At 54.1% G+C, this 20,426-nt stretch carries 14 protein-coding genes; 7 read left to right on the top strand and 7 right to left on the bottom strand.

Going from position 1 to position 20,426, the window contains the following annotated elements:
• Positions 1–10: 10 nt before the first annotated feature.
• Complete coding sequence (locus BED41_RS07895; RefSeq protein WP_066744664.1) at positions 11–259, top strand: hypothetical protein; 249 nt, start codon at positions 11–13, stop codon at positions 257–259.
• Positions 260–951: 692 nt separating this feature from the next.
• Here BED41_RS07895 and BED41_RS07885 read toward each other — a convergent pair.
• The 5 genes from BED41_RS07885 to hutH all read right to left on the bottom strand — a co-directional run bounded on the left by BED41_RS07885 (position 952) and on the right by hutH (position 8,467).
• Positions 952–1,785: an aminotransferase class IV gene (locus BED41_RS07885; protein WP_066749109.1), complete on the bottom strand. Its 834-nt coding sequence runs from the start codon at positions 1,783–1,785 to the stop codon at positions 952–954.
• 180 nt (positions 1,786–1,965) lie between these two features.
• Positions 1,966–4,005, bottom strand: coding sequence for an alpha/beta fold hydrolase (locus BED41_RS07880; protein WP_066744662.1), 2,040 nt, complete (start codon positions 4,003–4,005; stop codon positions 1,966–1,968).
• Positions 4,006–4,576: 571 nt separating this feature from the next.
• Entirely contained in the window at positions 4,577–5,824 is a 1,248-nt protein-coding gene (gene hutI, locus BED41_RS07875; RefSeq protein ID WP_168160301.1) for an imidazolonepropionase, read from the bottom strand.
• Positions 5,821–6,744, bottom strand: a complete 924-nt coding sequence (gene ftcD / locus BED41_RS07870) for a glutamate formimidoyltransferase (protein WP_066744658.1) — start codon at positions 6,742–6,744, stop codon at positions 5,821–5,823. The genes hutI and ftcD overlap by 4 nt, the downstream gene beginning before the upstream one ends.
• Before the next feature lie 196 nt (positions 6,745–6,940).
• A complete protein-coding gene (gene hutH / locus BED41_RS07865; RefSeq protein ID WP_066744656.1) occupies positions 6,941–8,467 on the bottom strand; it encodes a histidine ammonia-lyase in 1,527 nt (508 codons plus the stop codon).
• A 229-nt stretch (positions 8,468–8,696) separates the two neighbouring features.
• On the opposite strand from hutH, the gene hutU reads away from it, so the two are divergent.
• Positions 8,697–10,715, top strand: a complete 2,019-nt coding sequence (gene hutU, locus BED41_RS07860; RefSeq protein ID WP_066744653.1) for a urocanate hydratase — start codon at positions 8,697–8,699, stop codon at positions 10,713–10,715.
• Positions 10,716–10,793: 78 nt separating this feature from the next.
• Positions 10,794–11,423 (top strand): cyclodeaminase/cyclohydrolase family protein, encoded by a 630-nt coding sequence (locus BED41_RS07855; protein WP_066744651.1) that lies wholly within the window; start codon positions 10,794–10,796, stop codon positions 11,421–11,423.
• 139 nt (positions 11,424–11,562) lie between these two features.
• On the opposite strand, the gene BED41_RS16140 is transcribed toward BED41_RS07855, so the two are convergent.
• A complete protein-coding gene (locus tag BED41_RS16140; protein WP_084002336.1) occupies positions 11,563–11,715 on the bottom strand; it encodes a helix-turn-helix domain-containing protein in 153 nt (50 codons plus the stop codon).
• Between the two features lie 296 nt (positions 11,716–12,011).
• Here BED41_RS16140 and BED41_RS07850 point away from each other — a divergent pair, with 296 nt between their 5' ends.
• The 4 genes from BED41_RS07850 (at position 12,012) to BED41_RS07835 (ending at position 17,792) form a co-directional block, all read left to right on the top strand.
• Positions 12,012–12,917, top strand: a complete 906-nt coding sequence (locus BED41_RS07850) for a PhzF family isomerase (protein WP_066744649.1) — start codon at positions 12,012–12,014, stop codon at positions 12,915–12,917.
• A gap of 251 nt (positions 12,918–13,168) precedes the next feature.
• The gene (locus tag BED41_RS07845; RefSeq protein ID WP_066744647.1) at positions 13,169–16,177 is read left to right on the top strand and encodes a diguanylate cyclase domain-containing protein; all 3,009 of its coding nucleotides are present in this window, start codon (positions 13,169–13,171) and stop codon (positions 16,175–16,177) included.
• 65 nt (positions 16,178–16,242) lie between these two features.
• Entirely contained in the window at positions 16,243–16,650 is a 408-nt protein-coding gene (locus BED41_RS07840) for a response regulator (RefSeq protein WP_066744645.1), read from the top strand.
• Between the two features lie 179 nt (positions 16,651–16,829).
• Positions 16,830–17,792, top strand: coding sequence for a nucleoside phosphorylase-I family protein (locus BED41_RS07835; RefSeq protein WP_066744643.1), 963 nt, complete (start codon positions 16,830–16,832; stop codon positions 17,790–17,792).
• 35 nt (positions 17,793–17,827) lie between these two features.
• Here the strand turns inward: BED41_RS07835 and BED41_RS07830 are convergent, their stop codons facing one another.
• Entirely contained in the window at positions 17,828–19,990 is a 2,163-nt protein-coding gene (locus tag BED41_RS07830) for a sensor domain-containing protein (RefSeq protein WP_066744641.1), read from the bottom strand.
• Positions 19,991–20,426 lie beyond the last annotated feature (436 nt).

Genomic DNA, 20,426 nt, shown 5'->3' with positions numbered 1-20,426 from the left:
GGCAAAGACAATGACGACGATCATGTACGGTACCAAACACTGCCCCGACGTGCGCGCGGCGCTCGTGGAGATAGCGGATAAGGGGCTCGATATCGAATTCAGAAATTTCGACGACAGCGTGGCCTATCTCAAAGAATTCGTCCTGATGCGCGATAAGCGCGCCGAGTTCGCGGATAAGAAGGAAAACGGCTATCTGGGCATTCCCTGCTTCGTAACGGAAGATGGAAAGATCTTCTTTGAATTGAAGGATATACTTTAAATCAGCGTAAATCGGCGTTTATACGCACGACTAACTTCATAACTGAGGGCTTTGCAATGCTGCGGCAATATGGATAATTTGAAAGTGTTCCCGCCCTGTAGCGGGAACATTGCCTTGCAATCACCGCACTTTAGTGTGCCTCCGCTTGCCAAGCCCTCAGTTATTTCGTTATTCGCACGTCTGATGAACAAACTAGGCGAATCACACAAAACGCAAAATCAGCGTTTTGGTTCTCTGCTTATAAACGCCGATTTATCTTCAATATGCTAAAACATAAATAACGATTTAGCTTCGGCCCTATCGATAATAAACGGCGATTTTTTCTTACAGCCTCCCTCTCTGAGGGAGGTGTCGGCCGCCTGTTTTTGGCGGCTGACGGAAGGAGTGTTGCTCTGTATGGCGCGGTTTCCGCGACATACAGAGCCGCGGCAAAAGCCGCGGGAGGACATAAGGTCAACTCTCCCTCACCCCGCTTCGCGGGGAGCTCCCTCTGAGAGGGCGCCAAAATCTTTGGTAAATCGCTGTTTATCTATTCGCCACCCGATTTATCGGCTTCGCCTGCTATTGATGCGTTTGTCCGCATAAGGTATATCTTACGAATTTCGCAGTGCGGCAGGCGAAAATATTAAAAACGGGAGAGCGAAAATATCCGCCTCCCGTTTTTTCAGATCAGTTATCTTTTATTTTATCCTCTATGCGCTGAGCCAGCGCCCCATATTTGAGAGAAAGAGCCTGTATAGATGCGCCGCGACGGGGCCAGGGCGGCCGGAGCCGATCATGGTATCGCCCACGCGCACGACCGAGAGCACTTCGTTGACGGTGCCGGTGATGAAGGCCTCGTCGGCCTGTGCCAGCTCCTCTTCGCGCGGACAGCGCTCCTCGATGGAGAAACCGTTCTCCCGCGCGAGCGTGAGCACGACACTGCGCGTTACTCCGTCAAGCACCCTGCCCACGGGCGCAGTGACGATCTTTCCATCCTTGCAGAGGAAGAAGTTATTAGTCATCGCCTCGGTGATCTCACCATCCGGCATATAGAGCGACTCGTGGTTAACCTTATCGCCGCCGAGCGGTATGAGGGCGAAAAGGTAATTGATACTTTTGCAGAGCGGATAGGGACGCTCCATGCGGTTTGGTTCGAGCACCGCGCCCCGTCTCCGTTCCTCGTCCGGGGTCTTGTTTATCCCGCCGAAAAGGACAAAGAAGCGCGGCTCGGGAAAGGAGCCCTTGTTATTTATATCCCCGCCAGTTATGTAGGGGCGTACGAGCCCCTCAGCGGGGCAGCCCTCCATCCTTAACCCACCCTCTATAACCTCCGGCAGCTGGGGAAATATTTTTTCGGCAGAGATACCCGCCCGCCGCGCGCTCTCCGCGAAGCGTTCCAGGTGCATATCCATGCCAAATAATTTGCCGTCATAGATGCGTATCGCCTCAAAGACCGCGACGCCGCGCTGGATAGCCATGTCGGTGACGGGGAGACGGCATTCGGAAACCGGCGCGTATTTACCATCGATATAGCTGAGCGACATTCTCATACCACTTCCTTTTCTATAATACTAGATGTTATCAGTATAGGACAGCTATGCTCCGCTGTATCTAATATCTCCCTTTAAGCTCATTTATGACCAATTTAGCGCGAATTTAACCGATAAAAAATCCCGCGCCGCCATATGGTAATGGGGCGGCGCGGGATTTTTATTATTATTCTTTTAGCTCTTTTTAATGATAAAAGCCAGAGCCGGAAGCAGCAGCAGTACCAGACCCGCGCCCGTATTACAGCCGCTGGAAGATGAGCCGCGCGGCGTGTCCGGGTTGATCTCATCCGCCGGGTCGACGGGAGGATTGTCGGGGTCCACCTTATCATCGGCGGCAACCACCGCGAAGGGGATGACAAAGATATCCGCCGTGGCCGAGATACTGCCGTTTTTCACGGTCAATGTCGTGCGGCCGGGCTTCAGAGCCGTCAGCATGCCGTCCTCATCCACAAGCGCCACGGAGGCATCCGCCACCTCGTATTTGGTCCCGTCTTTTTTGTGCGAGACATTCTTCCTCTTTCCCGTGGAATAGCTCCCACTTATTGACAGACGGCGCGTCGTACCGGCGCTTATGAGAACGGGCGACTCAGGATAACATGAGAGCCCTGTCAGCTTTCCAAATACCGGCCCCTCGGCCTTCGTATTCCGGTTTTCCAAAAGCGACTCAAGCTCGCCGAGCTTCTGCGTAAATTCAGCGTCGGAGAGGCTGGAGAGCATGGCTCCGACGTTCCCTTTCACCGCCGATGGAGAGGACTGCTCCGGGAAGCGCAGCTGCGACCTCAGCGGTATCGGTTCAAAGGCGGAGACGGGACCGCAGAGCAGGGCGGCGACCCTTGACGCTACCGTGGCATCCGCGCCCATACCCATGTGCTGGCGGCCTTTGATGATCTCCGACTTATCACGGCTCATAACGCCATCCCAGAGGGCGCTGGAGAGGCCCACCAGACAATCGGAGTCCTCCGGCTCGAATCTGGGTCTGCCGCCGTTATTGTTATATCCGTCAAAGAGCGCGGGGATATCGTTATATATTTTCTCGTGCGTGTAGGGGGCGATTATTCCCTCTATAATCTTGCTGACCGCCCCCGGCATAATAAGCGCCTCGCCGGTATCGCCGGCGATCCGGTAGAGCGGCAGTCCGGCGGGGAGATTGTCGTTGAGCAGGCGCAGCTCAGAGCTGTTCAGCGCCAGGTCCTTTATGGCGCTCCCTTTGACGTTCATCCCCGCCCTGCCCATTATCTCAAAGACCTGTTCCATCTTTTCCCGGTAGTCGGGAGAGGTCGCGATCGTATCGTCGTGCAGCCAGAGAACGTCCTCCGTTACGTAGGAGGCGATGCCGGAGCCGGTATTCGGCGTCGCGAGCATGACTATGCGGCGCACCGCCCCCTGGTTGTAATTCTGGTTATTCCGGTAGTATCTGTTGAGAAAGAATTTCCGCGCCATCAGGCCGCCCATGCTGTGGCCGACCAAATCAACGCGCGTCGCCTCGATCTTCTTCATGCGTAGGTCGCGGATCATATTTTCGACGGCGCGGCAGAAGATATCGGCGCTTTGCGGCAGTACCTCCGACGGCCCCTGATCGCCCGGATATTCAAAATATCCGTGGTGCGTCCCATTGGCAAAGAGGGCTCCCGCGACTGTTTGTTCATCGTTGATATCTCCGAATGTCTCGCCGTCCGACCAGAGTCCGTGGACGAGCACCACGGGGGCGCGGTATATCTTTATCTCTTTGGAGATGCTTTCTTCACCCTGGGAGGCGGTGACGGTGATAGGGAAGAACTCCTGCGTATCGTCACCCGGCCATTCCTCGGGGGCGGTGAGCACGGCGCTGCCCTGATACTTGCCTGCCGCGCCGACCAGCTCAGTTTTAACGGTCAGCCTGCTGCCTAAGGCGGTTCTCTTTATATTTTCCAGGGCTGCGCCCGGCGGCAGATTCGCAGAGAGCGTAATGTCCTCCGGCCGCGGCGACTGCACGCGTATCACCAGACGGGCATTGCCGTCGGCGGCAATGCCAATGCGTTCTCGCACGGCAGGATTCACTTTGCCGATAAATTCCTCCGTCAGCGCTGTCTGGTGATTCGGTATATAGCTATAGCAGTCAGCGGAGAGGTTTTGAATGACGCCGCCAAGAACGTTGATACTCAAAGCAGCCTCGGCGCGCGCAGAGACGACCAGCAGGAACAGGGCGAAGATCAGCGGATAGGAAAGTTTTCTCATCTATAGGCCTCCGTTTTTCTATTCTCCGTCTAAGTTTGCGCCCGTAGGATATCTTTGTCAATCCGGCTCCGTGGAAAATTGCCGGAACTATCGCAATTGGCAGGGCCGTTTTCAATACTTTTATTCAACGCGGAACGCCTTAGCGCATGGGAAGAGATAAGCAGCGGTTTAGCTTCGACGGTGCAAGGAATAAATTACGATTTATCTTCGATGAGGAAAACTGTAAATTGCGATTTAGCTTCTGCCCTTGTAGCCTCCCTCTCTGAGGGAGGTGTCGGCCGCCTATTTTTGGCGGCTGACGGAAGGAGTGTTACTCTGTTTGGCGCGGTTCCCGCGCCAAACAGAACCCGCGGCAAAAGCCGCGGGAGAACCTAAGGTCAACTCTCCCTCAGTCTCGGCGAAAAACATCGCCGAGCCAGCTCCCTCACAGAGGGCGCCAAAATCTTTGGTAAACCGCTATTTATCTCTTTTTTCTGCCAGGGAGATCGGCGTTTATACGCGCCATACAAAAAGAGCGGAACCCCTAAGGAGCCCCGCTCTCAAGTATCTCTTTATAAACTCTTACTTATGTTTAGGCGACCTTTTCCCCGAGCTTGTAGACCTCTTCGACGGAGGTCGAACCGGCGTGGTAGGCGAGGGTCGTCGGCGTCTCGCCGTCAAGGACGACGAAGTCCGCCTGTTTTCCGGCCTCAAGGCTGCCCAGCTTTTTCGCGCGGTTTATCGCGTAGGCGGCGTTGAGCGTCGTCGCGGTGAGGGCCTCTTCCACCGTAAGGTCCATATTCATCACGCCGAGTCCGAAGATGAAGGGAACAGACTCACAGAAGCAGGAGCCGGGGTTGCAGTCGGTGGCCATCGCCACGGGCACGCCCCAGTCTATCATCTGCCGTCCCTGCGCGTAGGGCTTCTTAAGGCTGTAGGCCGTCGCCGGCAGCAGCACGGCGATAGAACCGGCCTTGCCCATCGCGCGCAGGTTATCCTCGCTCGCCGCGAGAAGGTGCTCCGCGGAACGGGTCGCCAGCTCCGCCGCGAGCCCCGCGCCGCCGAGGTCGTGGACTTCGTCGGCGTGAATCTTCGTGTCAAAGCCCATCGCCTTCGCCGCCTTCAGCAGCCTGCGGCTCTGATTGACGGAAAATACGCCCTCTTCGCAGAAGACGTCACAGAACTCGGCGATGCCCTGGGCCTTTATCTTCGGCAGCATATCGCCGATGAGTATCTCGTCGACAAAACGGTCGGCCTCGTTCTTCCACTCCTGCGGCACGGCGTGAGCGCCCATGAAGGTGGGGACCACGTCAAGCGGCGTCTCAAAGCTGACGCGGCGGATAACTTCGAGCATCTTAAGCTCCAGGTCGAGGCTCAGCCCATAGCCGCTCTTGATCTCGATCGTCGTCGTACCCTTGGCGAGCGCCGAAAGGGCGAGCTTCTTCGTCGTTTCGAAGAGCTGTTCTTCCGTTGCGCCCTTTACGGCGTTGACGGAGGAGAGTATGCCGCCGCCGCGCTTGAGTATCTCAAGGTAGGGCAGCCCGGCAAGGCGCATTCCAAACTCGTCTTCGCGGCGTTTCGCAAAGCAGAGGTGGGTGTGCGGGTCGACGAAGCCGGGAATGACGCAGGCGCCGCCGAAGTCTTTTTCAAAGCAGAGCTGCGAACGGTCGAGACCCTTCGTCACCTCTTCTTCGGCCCCGATCTTTTCGATGAGGCCGTCGGCGACGAGCATCGCGCCCTTCTTTATCTCGGAGATTTTCGCCTGTTCAGCTCCCGCAAGAGGCTTACCGCCGTCAACGGGAGTGAATATGCGCATGTTCCGATATAGCTTTTTCATTATTCCGCCTTTTCGCCCATCAGGTCGAGAAGCTGAAGCTCAAGCACCTGCGCGGGGTCGAAGTCCGCGATCTGGAGATAGTAGGCGGCGCTTTCAAGTATCGCGTTCACGGGAATCATACCGTAGACCTCGGTCTCGATGACCTGTACGCCCCAGCGTTTCGCCTCCATGCGGATCATCTCAAGCACACGGTAGAGCGAGTTCTTTTCGTAGTCGACGAGGTTCATGCTGACCTGGGTGATGCCGCGCTCCTCAAGCGCGAGGCCGATGCCCTTCACGTGGCAGAATCCGCCCGATGAAGCGCGCACGGTGTTGGCGATCTTCTTCGCGACGTTTACGTCGGCGGTGTCGAGGTTGACGTTGAAGGCGACAAGGAACTTACGCGCTCCGATAACGGTCGCTCCCGCGGTGGGGTGGAGGCAGGCTTCGCCGACGTCGGGCTTGCGGTCGGGGTTGGTCTTAGCCTCGTCCTTAAGCACCTCGTACTGGCCTTTGCGGATGACTTCAAGGCGCTTCCTCTCGGGGCGCTTCGCGGCGTCCTCGTAGAAGTACACTGGAATACCGGTCTCTTTATAGTAACGCTCGCCAAAGTCGTGCGCGAGCTTGATGCATTCTTCCATCGTGATACCCTTGATCGGGGTGAAGGGCACGACGTCTACGGCGCCGATGCGCGGATGGCCGCCCTGGTGGGCGTTCATGTCGATGTGCTTCAGAGCGACCTTCGCCGCCTCAAGAAGCGCCTCCTGGATCGGCGCGGGAACGCCGACAAGGCTAACGACGAGACGGTTATGGTCTTCGTCAGCGCGGTGATCGAGGAGATAGACCCCGCGTTTGCCCTTAAAACAATTCACTATTTCATCTATTACATCCTGTCTTCTGCCTTCGCTGAAGTTTGGTACACATTCGATCAACTGCATTGCCATAACTGATTCCTGCCTTTCAGATTTTTATTGACGCCGCCGACTTCCGGCTGAGTTTAATTTACCGCCAGCCGCTCGTATGTGTCAAGCGGCGAAGATACGAGCCGGCGCCAAACAATCTGCGGGACGTCAATAAAACGTCAATAAAATACCGTGGATTGAAGGGCGCCGGATTCATAACGCGATTATTTAAAAACGCTTACTTAAGTTCGCCGATGGCCTCTTCCACTGCCTTGACGACCGTGCCGTTTTCCACCAGCTCCAGCGACTTCAGAAGCAGAGGCTGCATGAACTGGTCCTTCTCATAGAAGGGAACGTGCTTGCGGAATTCCTTGAAGGCCGCCCCGGAGCCCTTGCCGGGCTTCAGAGGAGCGCGGAAATCCATGCCCTGCGCGGCGTTCACCATCTCGACGGCAATGACGCGGTTGGTGTTGTCGAGGATCTGGCGGCCCTTGCGAGCGCTGTATCCGCCCATCGAGACATGGTCTTCCTGGTTCGCGGAGGTCGGGATCGAGTCGACGACGGAGGGGTGGGCGAGGACCTTGTTCTCCGATACGATCGCCGCCGCCGTGTACTGTGGGATCATAAAGCCGCTGTTGACGCCGCTGTCGGAGACGAGGAAGGGGGGCAGGTCGGAGAGCTTGTGGTCCACGAGGCGCGCGACGCGGCGCTCGGAGATACTGGCGAACTCGGCGGCGGCGATACCGAAGAAGTCCATCGCCATCGCCATCGGCTGTCCGTGGAAGTTGCCGCCGCTGATCGCGTCGCCGTCCTTATGGAAGATTATGGGGTTGTCGGTAACGGAGTTGATCTCTATTTCGACCTTTTCCTTCACATAACCGATAGCGTCGCGGCTCGCGCCGTGTACCTGCGGCAGGCAGCGCAGCGAATAGGCGTCCTGTACGCGGTCCTTCTTAAAGGCCTCTATTATCTCGCTGCCTTCGATGAGGCGGCGGATATTTTCCGCAACGACGCCCTGTCCCACCTGCGGGCGGAGGTCGTGAGTGCGCCTGTCAAAGGCATAGGGGACGGCGTGGAGCGCCTCGGCCGACATAGAAGCGGCGACGTCGGCGTTCTTCATCATATTCATTGCGTCTACGATGCAGAGAGCCGCCACAGCGTTCATGACCGTCGTGCCGTTGTTAAGGGCAAGCCCCTCTTTCGGCTGAAGCTCGACGGGCTTCATGCCGACCTTGGCGAGCGCCTCGGAGGCGGACATCTTCTGTCCTTTGTAGACCACTTCGCCATGGCCGATAAGCGAGATCGCCACATGAGAGAGGGGGCAGAGGTCGCCGCTTGCGCCGACGGAGCCCTGGGTGGGGACGACGGGATGGATGCCGAGATTCAGATAGTCGACCATCTGCTGCAGCGTCTCAAGGCTGATGCCCGAGAAGCCGCGGGTGAGCGTATTGATGCGGAGAAGCATGATGGCGCGGACGACGTCTTCGGGGTACGGCTCGCCGTAGCCGCAGGCGTGGCTCAGAAGAAGGTTCTCCTGGAGCTGACGGCCCTTATCGCGGGGGATGACCACCGATGCGAGGTCTCCGAAGCCGGTGGTGATGCCGTAGACGACGCGGCCCTCCTTCACCCATTCGCTTACGGATGCCGCGCATTCCTTGATCTGTTCCTTGGCCTCAGGCGCGATCTCCACCTTGTAGCCTTTGCGGGCAACGTTCACAACGTCCTGCAGGGTCAGCGATTTTCCGTCCAGATGTACTGTTGTCATTGTCAAACTCCTCCTCAGAAAATTAATTTTTGTCTCAAATATCTTCCATTTTGTGTTATAATTACCAGTAATGAATAAAACTTTTGAAAATTTGATGAAAATATGACGCTTTCGCACTTTAATACTTTTCAATCCTAAATCTTTGCGCTACAATAAGTATAGTCTGAAAATCATTTACGTCAAGGAATAATTTTGTGAAATATCAATAAAAAGAATGGAGCTGACAGATATGCATGACGCATCAGGTAAGGCGCTGGAACTGAGACTGGAATTTCCGAACGGACTTCCCCCAAAGCCCGAGTTTGAACCGGGAATAAGAAGGGCCCCCAACCGCGGACAGGTACTCAACGAAAAAGAGATGGTGCTTGCCCTAAAGAACGCTCTCCGTTATATTCCCGAGAAGTATCATAAAGAGATCGCCCCCGAGTTCCTCGAGGAGTATAAGGAGCACGGACGTATCTACGGCTACCGTTTCCGTCCGCAGGGACGGCTCTACGGAAAGCCCATCAGCGAATATAAGGGAAATTGCATCGAGGGCAAGGCCTTCCAGGTGATGATCGAGAACAATCTTGATTTCGACGTCGCCCTTTATCCCTACGAGCTCGTCACCTACGGCGAGACGGGACAGGTCTGCCAGAACTGGATGCAGTATCAGCTTATCAAGAAGTATCTTGAGATCGTGACGCAGGACCAGACGCTCGTCGTACAGTCGGGACACCCGCTCGGCCTCTTCCGTTCGCATCCCTCCGCGCCGCGCGTGATCCTTACAAACGGCCTGATGGTCGGACTCTTCGACGATCCGGAGAACTTCCGCCGCGCGACGGCCCTCGGCGTCGCGAACTACGGACAGATGACGGCCGGCGGCTGGATGTATATCGGGCCGCAGGGTATCGTTCACGGCACATATAACACACTGCTCAACGCGGGCCGCAAGATGTTCCACCTTCCCGAAGGCAAGGGGCTCGCGGGACACCTCTTCATCTCCTCCGGCCTTGGCGGCATGAGCGGCGCTCAGCCGAAGGCGGCGGAGATCGCGGGAGCGGCGGCGATCATTGCCGAGGTAGACCCCTCGCGCATAGAAACGCGCCACAGCCAGGGCTGGGTCAGCAAGAGGACGGCGGACCTCGCCGAGGCCTTCAAGTGGGCCGAAGAAGCGATGGCCGAGGGCAAAGCGCTCTCGATAGCCTACGAGGGCAACATCGTCGACCTTCTGCAGTACGCTCTTGACAACGACAAGAAGGTCGAGCTCCTTTCGGACCAGACCTCCTGCCATGCCGTCTACGACGGCGGATACTGCCCGCAGGGTATCTCATTCGAAGAGAGGACGCGCCTGCTCGCCGAAGACAAAGAGGAATTCAAGCGCCTCGTCGACAAGACGCTCAAGAAGCACTTTGAGCTTATCAAGGCCCTCACCGCGAAGGGGACCTACTTCTTCGACTACGGCAACGCCTTTATGCGCGCGGTCTTTGACGCGGGCGTGAAGGAAATCGCGAAGAACGGCGAGAACACCTTTGAAGGATTCATCTTCCCCTCGTACGTCGAGGACATCATGGGACCGCTCCTCTTCGACTACGGCTACGGCCCCTTCCGCTGGTGCTGCCTCTCGCGCGACCACGAGGACCTCAAGAAGACCGACAAGGCGGCGATGGACTGCATCGACCCGAGCCGCCGCTTCCAGGACCACGACAACTGGGTCTGGATTCGTGACGCGGAGAAAAATCAGCTCGTCGTCGGCACCCAGTGCCGCATCCTCTACCAGGATGAAGAGGGGAGAATGCGCATCGCCCTCAAATTCAACGAGATGGTGAGAAACGGAGAGATAGGCCCCGTGATGCTCGGACGCGACCACCACGACGTATCGGGGACAGACTCGCCCTTCCGTGAGACTTCAAACATCAAAGACGGCAGCAATGTTATGGGAGAGATGGCGATCCACTGCTTCGCGGGCAACTGCGCGCGCGGCATGAGCCTTGTCGCGCTCCACAACGGCGGCGGAGTTGGTACCGGCAAATCGATAAACGGCGGCTTCGGCCTTGTGCTTGACGGCAGCGAAAGAGTCGACCGCATCATTCTTGAGTCGATGAGCTGGGACGTCATCAACGGCGTAGCGCGCCGCGCCTGGGCCCGCAACGACCACGCTATCGAGACCGTGGAGACCTTCAACGCGAAGCGCAGCGACGGACACATCACGCTGCCATATATCGCCGACGAAGAGTACCTCACCGAGCTCGTCAAAAACAACAAATAACATTATTTAGGTTATAAGACATAATAGGCGGGCGAAAAAATCGCCCGTCTCCTTTTAAAATAACAGGAGTGACAAAAGATGAAATTTGAAGAAATGACAGTCGGCGCATTCATAGACGAACTAGCCTCAAACTCACCGGCCCCCGGCGGCGGCAGCGTCGCCGCGCTCTGCGGCTCGCTGGCCTCCGGCCTCACCTCGATGGTGGGTAACCTCACAGTCGGCAAGGAAAAATATAAGGACAACTGGGCGGCGATGGAGAATGTATTCAAGGAGAGCGAGATCCTGCGCGCCTCGTTTGTCAAGCTGATGAACGACGATACGGAATCCTTCAACGTCTTTATGGCGGCGATGAAGATGCCCAAAGATACGGACGAGCAGAAGGCGGCGCGCAGGGCGGCGATGGCCGAGGCCTCCAAAACTGCCACCGACGTACCGCTGCGCACCCTCGAAGCCTGCGCGGTGGCGGCGCGGCTCGCCTGCGAGGCGGCCTCTTTCGGTAATCCCAACGCGGCCAGCGACGCGGGCAGCGCGGCCCTGCTGGCCGACGCGGCGGGCAAGGCGGCCTCCTACAATGTGCGCATCAACCTTCCCGGAGTAAAGGACGAGGTCTTCGCCGCGGAATGCCGCATGAGAATGGCGAAAGCCCTCGAAGAGATCGCCGGCTATTCAGCAAAGACGGCGGCAAAGATGGAAGAGGCTCTCGGTTAGAACAGACTTTCGTCCGGTACATTTCCGGCTGTATAAGGTCCGTGTTTTGGATATTCCAAGACACGGACCTTTTTGTGTTACAGGAGTACTCCGCTGAGCGTCGGCCTCGTTCAGGGGCAGCAAGGATATAAATAACGATTCAGCTTTGAGTGGGTAAAGGGATAAATAAAGATATCCATGTTTTAACAGAATCAGGACTAACACCAAGTTCTTCAGCAATCCGCCTTCGTGGAATTCCCTGTTTGTGCATCTCAATTGATTTTATTCTTTCTTCTGTTTTACGTTTACGCATAGAAGAGCCCCCTTTATATGTATTTAGTTTTATTATAATCCAGGGGCTTTATTTGGCTGTCCGATTTTCGGGATGCTGTTCATGAGAGGGCGCCTTTAAGGGCAAAACCAAAAGCTAAACCGTAATTTATCTACTTCCCACCCGCAGAAGACCGCTGTTTACCGCCTCTGAACATTATTGATGTGTTTGCTATACGTTCAGGATGTGCCAAACCCTTTACCTGCTGCATTTCAGGCTATAATAAAATACTGGCGATAATAAGCAGCCAGGCAACGTGGAAGCGGAGGAGGAGAACCATGAAGACGTACAGACTTTATCAGATAGATTCATTTACGAGGGAGAGATTCCACGGAAATCCGGCCGGCGTCGTACCTAACGCCGACGGCCTTACGGAGGAACAGATGCAGAGGATCGCGCGTGAAATGAACAATTCCGAAACGGCGTTTATTTTTTCCTCCGCCTCGCCGGACTACGATGTGGAGGTGCGCTTCTTTACGCCGACAACAGAGGTGCCGCTCTGCGGACATGCGACGGTCGCGGCGCATTATGTGCGAGCGATCGAGGGAGTCGCGGTCTCCGGCCAAGTGCTGCAAAAGACGAAGGCGGGCATTTTACCCGTGGATATCATACGGGAGGATAGCGATTACTCCATCATTATGACCCAGGGAACGCCGGAGGTTGGCACACCTTTTGAGCCGTCTATTGTGAAAAGAATAGCCGCGGCGCTCGGTTTAAAGGAAAACGAGATAAGGGAGGACTGTCCAGTCGCCGTCGCCTCGGCGGGCCATCCCAAAATCATGGTCGGAATAAAATCTGAATCCAGGCTGCACGAACTTAAACCTGACATGGGGGAGCTTGCCGTAATCAGCGCCGATGTCGGATGCGGCGGTTATTATGTTTTTACATTGAATCCAGAGGACGACGTGCTGGTTCACGGACGTATGTTCGCGCCCGCCATCGGTATCTCAGAGGACCCGGTCACGGGCAACGCCAATGGCCCTCTGGGAATTTACCTTGTACACTTCGGCATCTGCAGGACTCTGCAGTCGGAAGACGAACTCTCCTTTTCCATCCGGCAGGGAGAGGCGATCAAACGTGACGGAGGCATGAGGGTGAATGTGAAAATTACCGAAGGACGTCCCACCTTGGTAAGGATCACGGGCGAGGCGGTCGTTGCCTTTAAAACAGAGATCGAGCTGTAGTTTTCCGTTTATTTGAATACGGCCAAGACGGCAACAGTGAAGAAGAACGGCGCTTACAACATCCCCGTCGGTAACTTCATCCGCTTTAGTCATCGGTTATTTTCATCAAATATACGGATGTAAGTAGTATAATAAATAAAAATATTTTTAATGTCCCTGTATGCTGAGGCATATAGGGACGCATTGCATTTCACGGCCGCTGTTTGAGCACGGTGCTGGTTATGCCGCGAAACAATGGAGAAAGGATGCCTATGAGAAATAAGCTCCTCATTATCAGCCCTCTCGAAGATGAAAGAGCCGCTATAAAAGAAATACTCTCCCCGGATAAATGGACGGCGCTTGAAGCGGCGAACAGCGGCGAGGCGCTCTCTGTCGTTAAATCGGAGGGTGAGGGCGTTACCGCGGTAATTTTCGCGGTGGCCGCAGACGAAATAGATTTTTTCACCTTTGCAAAAGACGCCGCCCGATACGCGGCTTCCGCAAAGATACCGGCAATGGTCATAGCAGACAAAGATTCTGTCGAACTCAAGCTCATGGCCTTCGATTTCGGCATCTGCGATGTGATGATAAAACCGATTGCCGCCGATATTCTCCGGCAGCGGATAAAAAATATTACCGACGCCAGCAGGAGCAGGGAGGCTTTAGGCAACATAATCAGGCTGCAAAAAAGGGAATTTCATCGGTACAAACAGCCTATTTTGGATGGTCTGAGATCTATGATGGAATATAACAACCTTGAATCTGGACGGCACATAAAGCGCATGCAGCTCTTTACCCAGACGCTCCTTGAGGAGGTCGTGAGGCGTTACCCCGAATACGGTATCGACGACAACCATATTCTCATGATCGCGGAGGCCGCTTCACTGCATGACATCGGCAAGTCCGCCGTCCCCGAGACGATCTTAAACAAGCCGGGCCCGCTGACGGCACAGGAATTCGATATCATGAAGACCCATGCGCAGCAGGGATATGAAATACTTGAGAACCTTAACAAAAACGCGGAAAACTGCGACCGCCTATTCATGCGCTATGCCATGGATATCTGCCTCTATCATCACGAGCGCTGGGATGGCAGGGGATATCCCAAAGGGCTGACGGGCGACACTATCCCCATACACGCCCAGACGGTCGGGCTGGTAGATTGTTACGACGCGCTGACAAACGACAGGATTTACCGAAAAGCCATATCTCATGGCGACGCCTGTACCATGATAATCGATGGAAAATGCGGTGCGTTCTCACCGCGTCTGCTGGCCTGTTTCAAGAATGTGAAAAACACATTCTTGGAATTATCCGAAGCTTACTCCGATAATCCGTCAGCCGCTTCGACGGCGGAACCGCCAGTATACGGCCTACGGCCGGCGGTAAAACGTGAAATGGCTCAGGAGGCCAAACTATTTGACGACCGCGGCTGCGATAACGGCGCCGCTTCAAATTTCATCGGGGTCAACAGATATCTTGACGATGCCAATCTGACGCTGATATACACCGGCTGCGGCTTTTTCGATTTGTTCAAATATACTAAAGAGGAGATCGCATCAAGGTTCCATAACCACTATTTGGAGATGATCTACCCGCCGGACAGGCAGCGGCTGCTTTCGTCGTTTAAAAAATACGTCGCCGCCGATTCTCCCTTTGAACTCGTATACAGGGTCATGGCCAAGGGCGGGACGCTCGTCTGGGTGCTCGATAAGACGGTCAGCCTTGTCGACGGCGACGGCGTAAGATACTACAGCAGCCTCCTCATCGATATCACGAAGATAAAAGAGAGAGAGGAGATACTGCTGCGCTCTCTGGAAAGGTACAAAATAATTATCGACCAGAGCAACGACATAATTTTTGAATGGGACATAATGAGCGACGAATTCTTTATCTCGCCCAACTGGTACAAAAAATATGATTATCAACCTGCCGGCAGCGGCGTTAAAATAAAAGAGAACCCTTGCGTACATCCAGACGACGTACAGGCCGTCAGGCGCATACTCGACGCTATGTCTACCGGCACGGCCTACATGGAGGAGGAGCTTCGCATCGCCGATAATTTAGGCAATTACCACTGGGGAAGGGTAAGGGCGACGGCGTTGTTCGATGAGATGGGAAACCCCTTCAGAGTCATCGGCGTAATAATGGACATAGACAGCGACAGGCGTCAGACCTACGAGCTGAGGATAAAGGCCGAGAGAGATTCCCTGACAAAGCTATACAACAAGAATACGGGACGCGAACAGGTAGAACGCCACCTTCAGACGATGGTGCCTGGCGACATGGGGGCAATGTTCATCATTGACGTTGATAATTTCAAACACATAAACGATAGCTACGGACACATGTTCGGGGACGCGGTGCTGAGTAAACTGGCGGAGAATATCAGCTCCATATTCCGCTCCAGCGACGTCGTATCCAGGATCGGCGGCGACGAATTTATGGTATTTATGCCCCACATTCCTAACGCGGCGACGGCTTACTCGCACGCAGAGCAGATACTCAACGCCTTCGGCGGCATACTCCACGAGAATATGTACAGCCGCAACCTCTCCTGCAGCATCGGCGTCGCCATCGCCACATCTGAAGAGAATGATTTTCAGTCTCTCTTCAGCCACGCCGACCAGGCGCTCTACCAGGCAAAACGCTGTGGAAAGAATAATTATGTGGCATACGGCGAAAGGACGGAAGCAGTGCCCCAAATGGAGGACTCCGGCGCCTCCTCTCGTACATCAGGCAGCAGCATAGAATCTGAAAACCAGCTTGGCGTCAATCCCTCCGAAATGCTGCGTCTGACCTTCGACACGCTGCGCGAGCGCGGCGGTTTTGACTCGGCTCTGAATCTCATCCTCAATATAATCGGCAAAATGTTCAACGTCAGCCGCGCCTATATATTTGAGTCCACCGAAGACGGCCTCTATGTCAATAATACGTACGAATGGTGCAACGATGGAATTGAGCCTCAGATAACCCTGCTGGTTAACATACCTATTCTGGACTTTGGCGGGGACTACAGAAAAAATTTCAATGAAGAAGGAATTTTTTACTGCCCTAATCTTGAAGACTGTTCAGAAGAACTCCAGGAACTTCTTGGCGCCCAGGGAATATTGTCGACGCTGCAGGTCTCGATCACGGAAGAGGGGAAATTTAAGGGCTTTGTCGGCTTCGACGACTGCGTCATCCACAGACTGTGGACCCAGGATCAGATCAACGCGCTGGTCTTCATCGCAAGACTGATTTCAGAAATAATATGCGAAAGGCGCGGCAGCGGCCAATAGCATCCTTTTAGCCTCAAGCCGCAGTACAGCGGGTATAAGAGTAAACGTGAAGATAAAGGTTGCTGATGAATGGTATGGCCGGGAATAAAAAAATTCTTATCGTCGACGATCAGGAGATTAACCGTATTATTCTGAAAAATATTCTCGTACGCGAGAGTTTTGAAATCCTTGAGGCCGGTGACGGCGCAGATGCGCTTGAACAGCTCGCTGTACACGGTGAGGCGATAGCCCTACTGCTGCTTGACATCGTCATGTCGCCTGTTGACGGATACGAGGTCATGAAAAAGATGGCCTCGGAGGGACTCATCGGCAAAATCCCCGTGGTCGTCATCACCGCGGACGAAACGCAGGAATGCCAAAATCGTGTCTGTGTGATGGGCGCGGCGAAATTTATCCATAAACCGTTTTCACCTGCAGAGGTAAGAGCGATTGTGGACGGGATACTTCGGGACGGGGCAGACGACGGTCTGTAAGAGCGTCATCTTACAGACCGTCGTTGCTAAAAAAAGTCGGGGCAGCCTATGGCGAGCCGCAGTATGCCAAGTCTGAGGAGTTTGCCTTGCTCAGTTCACATTTCTTTATCATAAACCAGCGATTTTCTGGTATAATCATGCCCTAAATTATCAGATAATGGTTTTACGTGGTGATGCTAATGAAATTAAAAGTGTTGATAATATCCTTTCTGTTTTGCCTAAGCCTTTTCTCCGTCTCCCCGGCCAAGGCCGAGGTGATCCCCCTAAAAGTTGTGATCCTTACCACATATACAGTCGAAGATATCGCCCGTGTTCCGCTGAAATACTCGCTGGAGATAAAACGCTGGTACGACAAAAACTTTTCCAACGCGGAATACTACCGGGTGAAGGGGACTGACTCCTATATCTATATCAAGGACGGACTTGCCTTCATCACGATCGCCAAAGGCAAAAAGGGCGCCGTAGGCTCGCTCTCCGCGTTGCTTAAGGACCCGCGCTTCGACTTCAGCGAGGCCTACTTCGTAGTCACCGGCAGCGCCAGCGTCCCGCCGCAGGCGGCCTCCACCGGCTCCGTATGTATCGCCGAATGGGTGCTCGACCACGAATACAAGACGACCGCCGTCAAAAAAGGCAAGAAAAAGATTATGGTAGCTAAGAGCGGCAGCCTCTTCCGACTCAACGAAGATCTTATAAAATGGTCGCTCCTGCTGAACAAAGACACTAAGCTGACGGACAACGCCAAAGCGGCAAAACACAGAGACCGCTACCCGTCAAAGACGGCCCAGTCGGACCCCTTCATATTTACCGCCACCTCGGTGACGGTCAGCCCCAAAAAGACCGGCGGCGAAGCCTCAGCACAGGCCGAGCGCCTCTGCCGTGAACATAAGGCCGGGAGGTACGGCATCTTACAGGAGGAAGACAACGCCATCGCCTACGTCCTGAAGCAGAGCCGCCACCTGGAAAGACTGCTGATAATAAGGTCGGGAACGGACTTCGACCAGCTGCCTCACGGCATGAAAAAGGCCGTTTCGAGCGGCGCCTTCGCGATCAGCGTAGTTAACAACTATCGCGCTGCGGCGCCGCTCGTTAAAGAGATTCTTGGAAACTGGCACGAGTGGAAAAGGGGCGTCCCGAAAATATAAAAGAACAGGCGGCAGCCAGCACAGCTTCGTTTACTCTAATTTTTAAGATATCCCGCCGGCTGTGCCCCCGAATCCATACGCGGCAGAAAAGATCCCTCGCGATACAACTCTTCAAAGTCCTCTATCGGGAGCGGTTTAGAAAAATAAAACCCCTGACCGTAATCACATCGGTAGCCGTTGAGCAGCTTCAGCTGTCCCTCCGTTTCGATACCCTCGGCCAGCAGCTTCGTACCATTAAAATCTCCGCACATTCTGAGCGTCTCTTTTACGACCATGCGGCTTCTTATATTGTATTCTATATCAGCCACCAGCGACTTATCAAGTTTGACCCAGTCGAAGTCCACGGCACTTAGGATGGAGAGGTTGGAATATTTCGTGCCAAAGTCATCAAGGACGATGAAAAACCCCGCACTCTTGAGGTCGTCCACTATCTTCGCCAACTGATCCCGGTCCACCTGGCTGACGCTTTCGGTTACCTCGATATTCAGCATTTTTGGCGAGACGCCGTGCCTTTCGCAGATAGACAGGAGATCGTGCACCAGACTCGGCTTTATAAGGGTATATCTGGAAAAATTGACGGACACCTTTAATGATATCCCAGCTTTAAGCCAGCGGTTAAGCATTGAACAGACCGTCTCAAATACATAGAAATCCACGTGCCAGATCACGCCTTCAACCTCATACTGGGAGATGAACTTATCGGGAGCGATCAGCCGCCCCTCCGTACCCACCTTACGTACCAGCGCCTCCGCTCCGACTATCATTCCGCTCTCCAGCTCGACGACAGGCTGCAGATGGACGACAAAGCGGCCGTTGTCTATCTCTTCCCAGACTTGTCCGGAAACCCCGATTCGATGCTCCCTGCCGTGGTCGAGAATATGTCTGTAATAATCCTGTTTTTCAGAATACATCAGCCTTTCCGCGTAGCTGATACCTTCGTTGAAGGAGAAATCTCCGCTCTTCCAGACAAAACCAACGGCGGCGCTGCAGTCTTTATCCTCGCGGACCTCACACCTCAGAGAATCGACCCTCTTCTCAAATTCTTCTTTGGAGATATTCTCACAGAGTGACACAAACTCGTCGCCGCCGATGCGGAACGAGTTATCCCCCATATTCCTGCGAAGTATCTCGGCGGCGTGTGAGAGCAGATAATCACCGTAGGCGTGCCCGTAGGAGTCGTTCGCCGCTTTCATGCCGTTGAGGTCTAAAAATAAAATCCCCAGTCTCTCTGGCTGCCGTTCATTGTAGCTTTGCAGGACGTCGATGTACTTATTACGGTTTTGCAGGCCGGTGAGCGCGTCGTTATAACTCATATATTCCAGCTGCTTGAGCAGACGCCGCTTCTCAATATCCGCGAGTGCGAAACAGGTGACGGAACGCAGAAGGGTTTTATCTTCCGTATTTACGGTGGGGTCGTCCACACCCAGAAAGCCGATTATCTTTTCATCTTTCAGCAGAGGCGCCGCGATCAGGCTCTTGATGCCCTGCGCGTCGAGAATACGGTACTCCTCGGAATTGTGGTCCAGGTCCCCACTTAACGAGGTGATGAAAAATTCCCCTCTCTCCGCAAACATCCTGTTCCAGCCTGCGATATACTCGATGGTGATATTCTGAAGGTTCTCGATCTCGTGACTGACGCCCTCGGCGCACCATTCGTAGGTATTTTTGATTATCTTATTTTCAAATTCATATTCAAAGATATAGGCGCGGGAACCGGCGTAAAATTTACAGATATTCTCCAACAGCCTGTCTATCGCGAGCTTCATATCGCTTTCGAGCGTCAGCGTCTGGATGCAGTGTACCAACGCCTCCTCAGCTGTCAGCTGGTTTTTAAGCTCATGAATGGCCATCTTTTGGTCCGTAATATCCGTCGCCATCTCCAGCCGGCAAAGCTTGCCGTCGATATCCACGAGCGTATCCTCTAAGGCCACATATCGTTGGAGATTGGGGTTAAAAAACTCCCAGCAGTATTTTTCCCCCTGCCGCAGCTTTGAATTTGTACAGAATGGGCAGGGTGCGTCTCTTCCCTGAATGAGCTTATAGCATTTATGCCCCAGCCAGCCGGCATCTGAAACCGCACCAACGATCCTGCGGCCGGCGGGGCTGACGTACATCAGCTCATACGTATCTATATCGCAGATATAGCAGATAGTATCCTGCTGTTCAATGATTATTGAGGCGTACCTATTGTAATCCAACCCATTTTCCTCCTAAGCCTGAATAGTCCAGACTACATAAACAGCAAAAATGGCAGCGGCGACCCTTATGCCAATCTTTCATTCCAGCCTTTAAACACATACACATATCCTCGTCTGTCAACGAGGTTTCGGGCTAAAAGCCGTAAATATAACTTCTTTATAATAAGCATTTTTACACTGTACAATAGTCACCATGACACAAAATATGGCTAAGTAAGTGAAATATAGCAACTATACACCTTTTTATCAAGGTGTCAAATAGTCTACATTAAGCGTTTATATCTCCTTGCCGGCCACTTCAAAACAGGAATAGACGAACATAAACATTGTGATATTTCAGGCCTGCCGATAATAAACTTTGCAGAATGGAACCTGCACAAGCTACACGAATGATTTAGGAGGTTCCGGGACCATACGGCTCTTTATGTGCTGTCCT

Source organism: Cloacibacillus porcorum (assembly GCF_001701045.1).
GTDB lineage: Bacteria > Synergistota > Synergistia > Synergistales > Synergistaceae > Cloacibacillus > Cloacibacillus porcorum.
The sequence above is the reverse complement of the archived record's forward strand: the minus strand, read 5'-3'. Positions and strand labels throughout refer to the sequence as shown.

Excerpts from the sequence above, each read along its gene's own strand:
- BED41_RS07895 (WP_066744664.1), top strand. The coding sequence starts at position 11 with ATGACGACGATCATGTACGGTACCAAACACTGCCCCGACGTGCGCGCG.
- BED41_RS07885 (WP_066749109.1), bottom strand. The coding sequence starts at position 1,785 with ATGTCGCTCAGCTATATCGATGGTAAATACGCGCCGGTTTCCGAATGC.
- BED41_RS07880 (WP_066744662.1), bottom strand. The coding sequence starts at position 4,005 with ATGAGAAAACTTTCCTATCCGCTGATCTTCGCCCTGTTCCTGCTGGTC.
- ftcD (WP_066744658.1), bottom strand. The coding sequence starts at position 6,744 with ATGGCAATGCAGTTGATCGAATGTGTACCAAACTTCAGCGAAGGCAGA.
- hutH (WP_066744656.1), bottom strand. The coding sequence starts at position 8,467 with ATGACAACAGTACATCTGGACGGAAAATCGCTGACCCTGCAGGACGTT.
- hutU (WP_066744653.1), top strand. The coding sequence starts at position 8,697 with ATGCATGACGCATCAGGTAAGGCGCTGGAACTGAGACTGGAATTTCCG.
- BED41_RS07855 (WP_066744651.1), top strand. The coding sequence starts at position 10,794 with ATGAAATTTGAAGAAATGACAGTCGGCGCATTCATAGACGAACTAGCC.
- BED41_RS16140 (WP_084002336.1), bottom strand. The coding sequence starts at position 11,715 with ATGCGTAAACGTAAAACAGAAGAAAGAATAAAATCAATTGAGATGCAC.
- BED41_RS07850 (WP_066744649.1), top strand. The coding sequence starts at position 12,012 with ATGAAGACGTACAGACTTTATCAGATAGATTCATTTACGAGGGAGAGA.
- BED41_RS07845 (WP_066744647.1), top strand. The coding sequence starts at position 13,169 with ATGAGAAATAAGCTCCTCATTATCAGCCCTCTCGAAGATGAAAGAGCC.
- BED41_RS07840 (WP_066744645.1), top strand. The coding sequence starts at position 16,243 with ATGAATGGTATGGCCGGGAATAAAAAAATTCTTATCGTCGACGATCAG.
- BED41_RS07835 (WP_066744643.1), top strand. The coding sequence starts at position 16,830 with ATGAAATTAAAAGTGTTGATAATATCCTTTCTGTTTTGCCTAAGCCTT.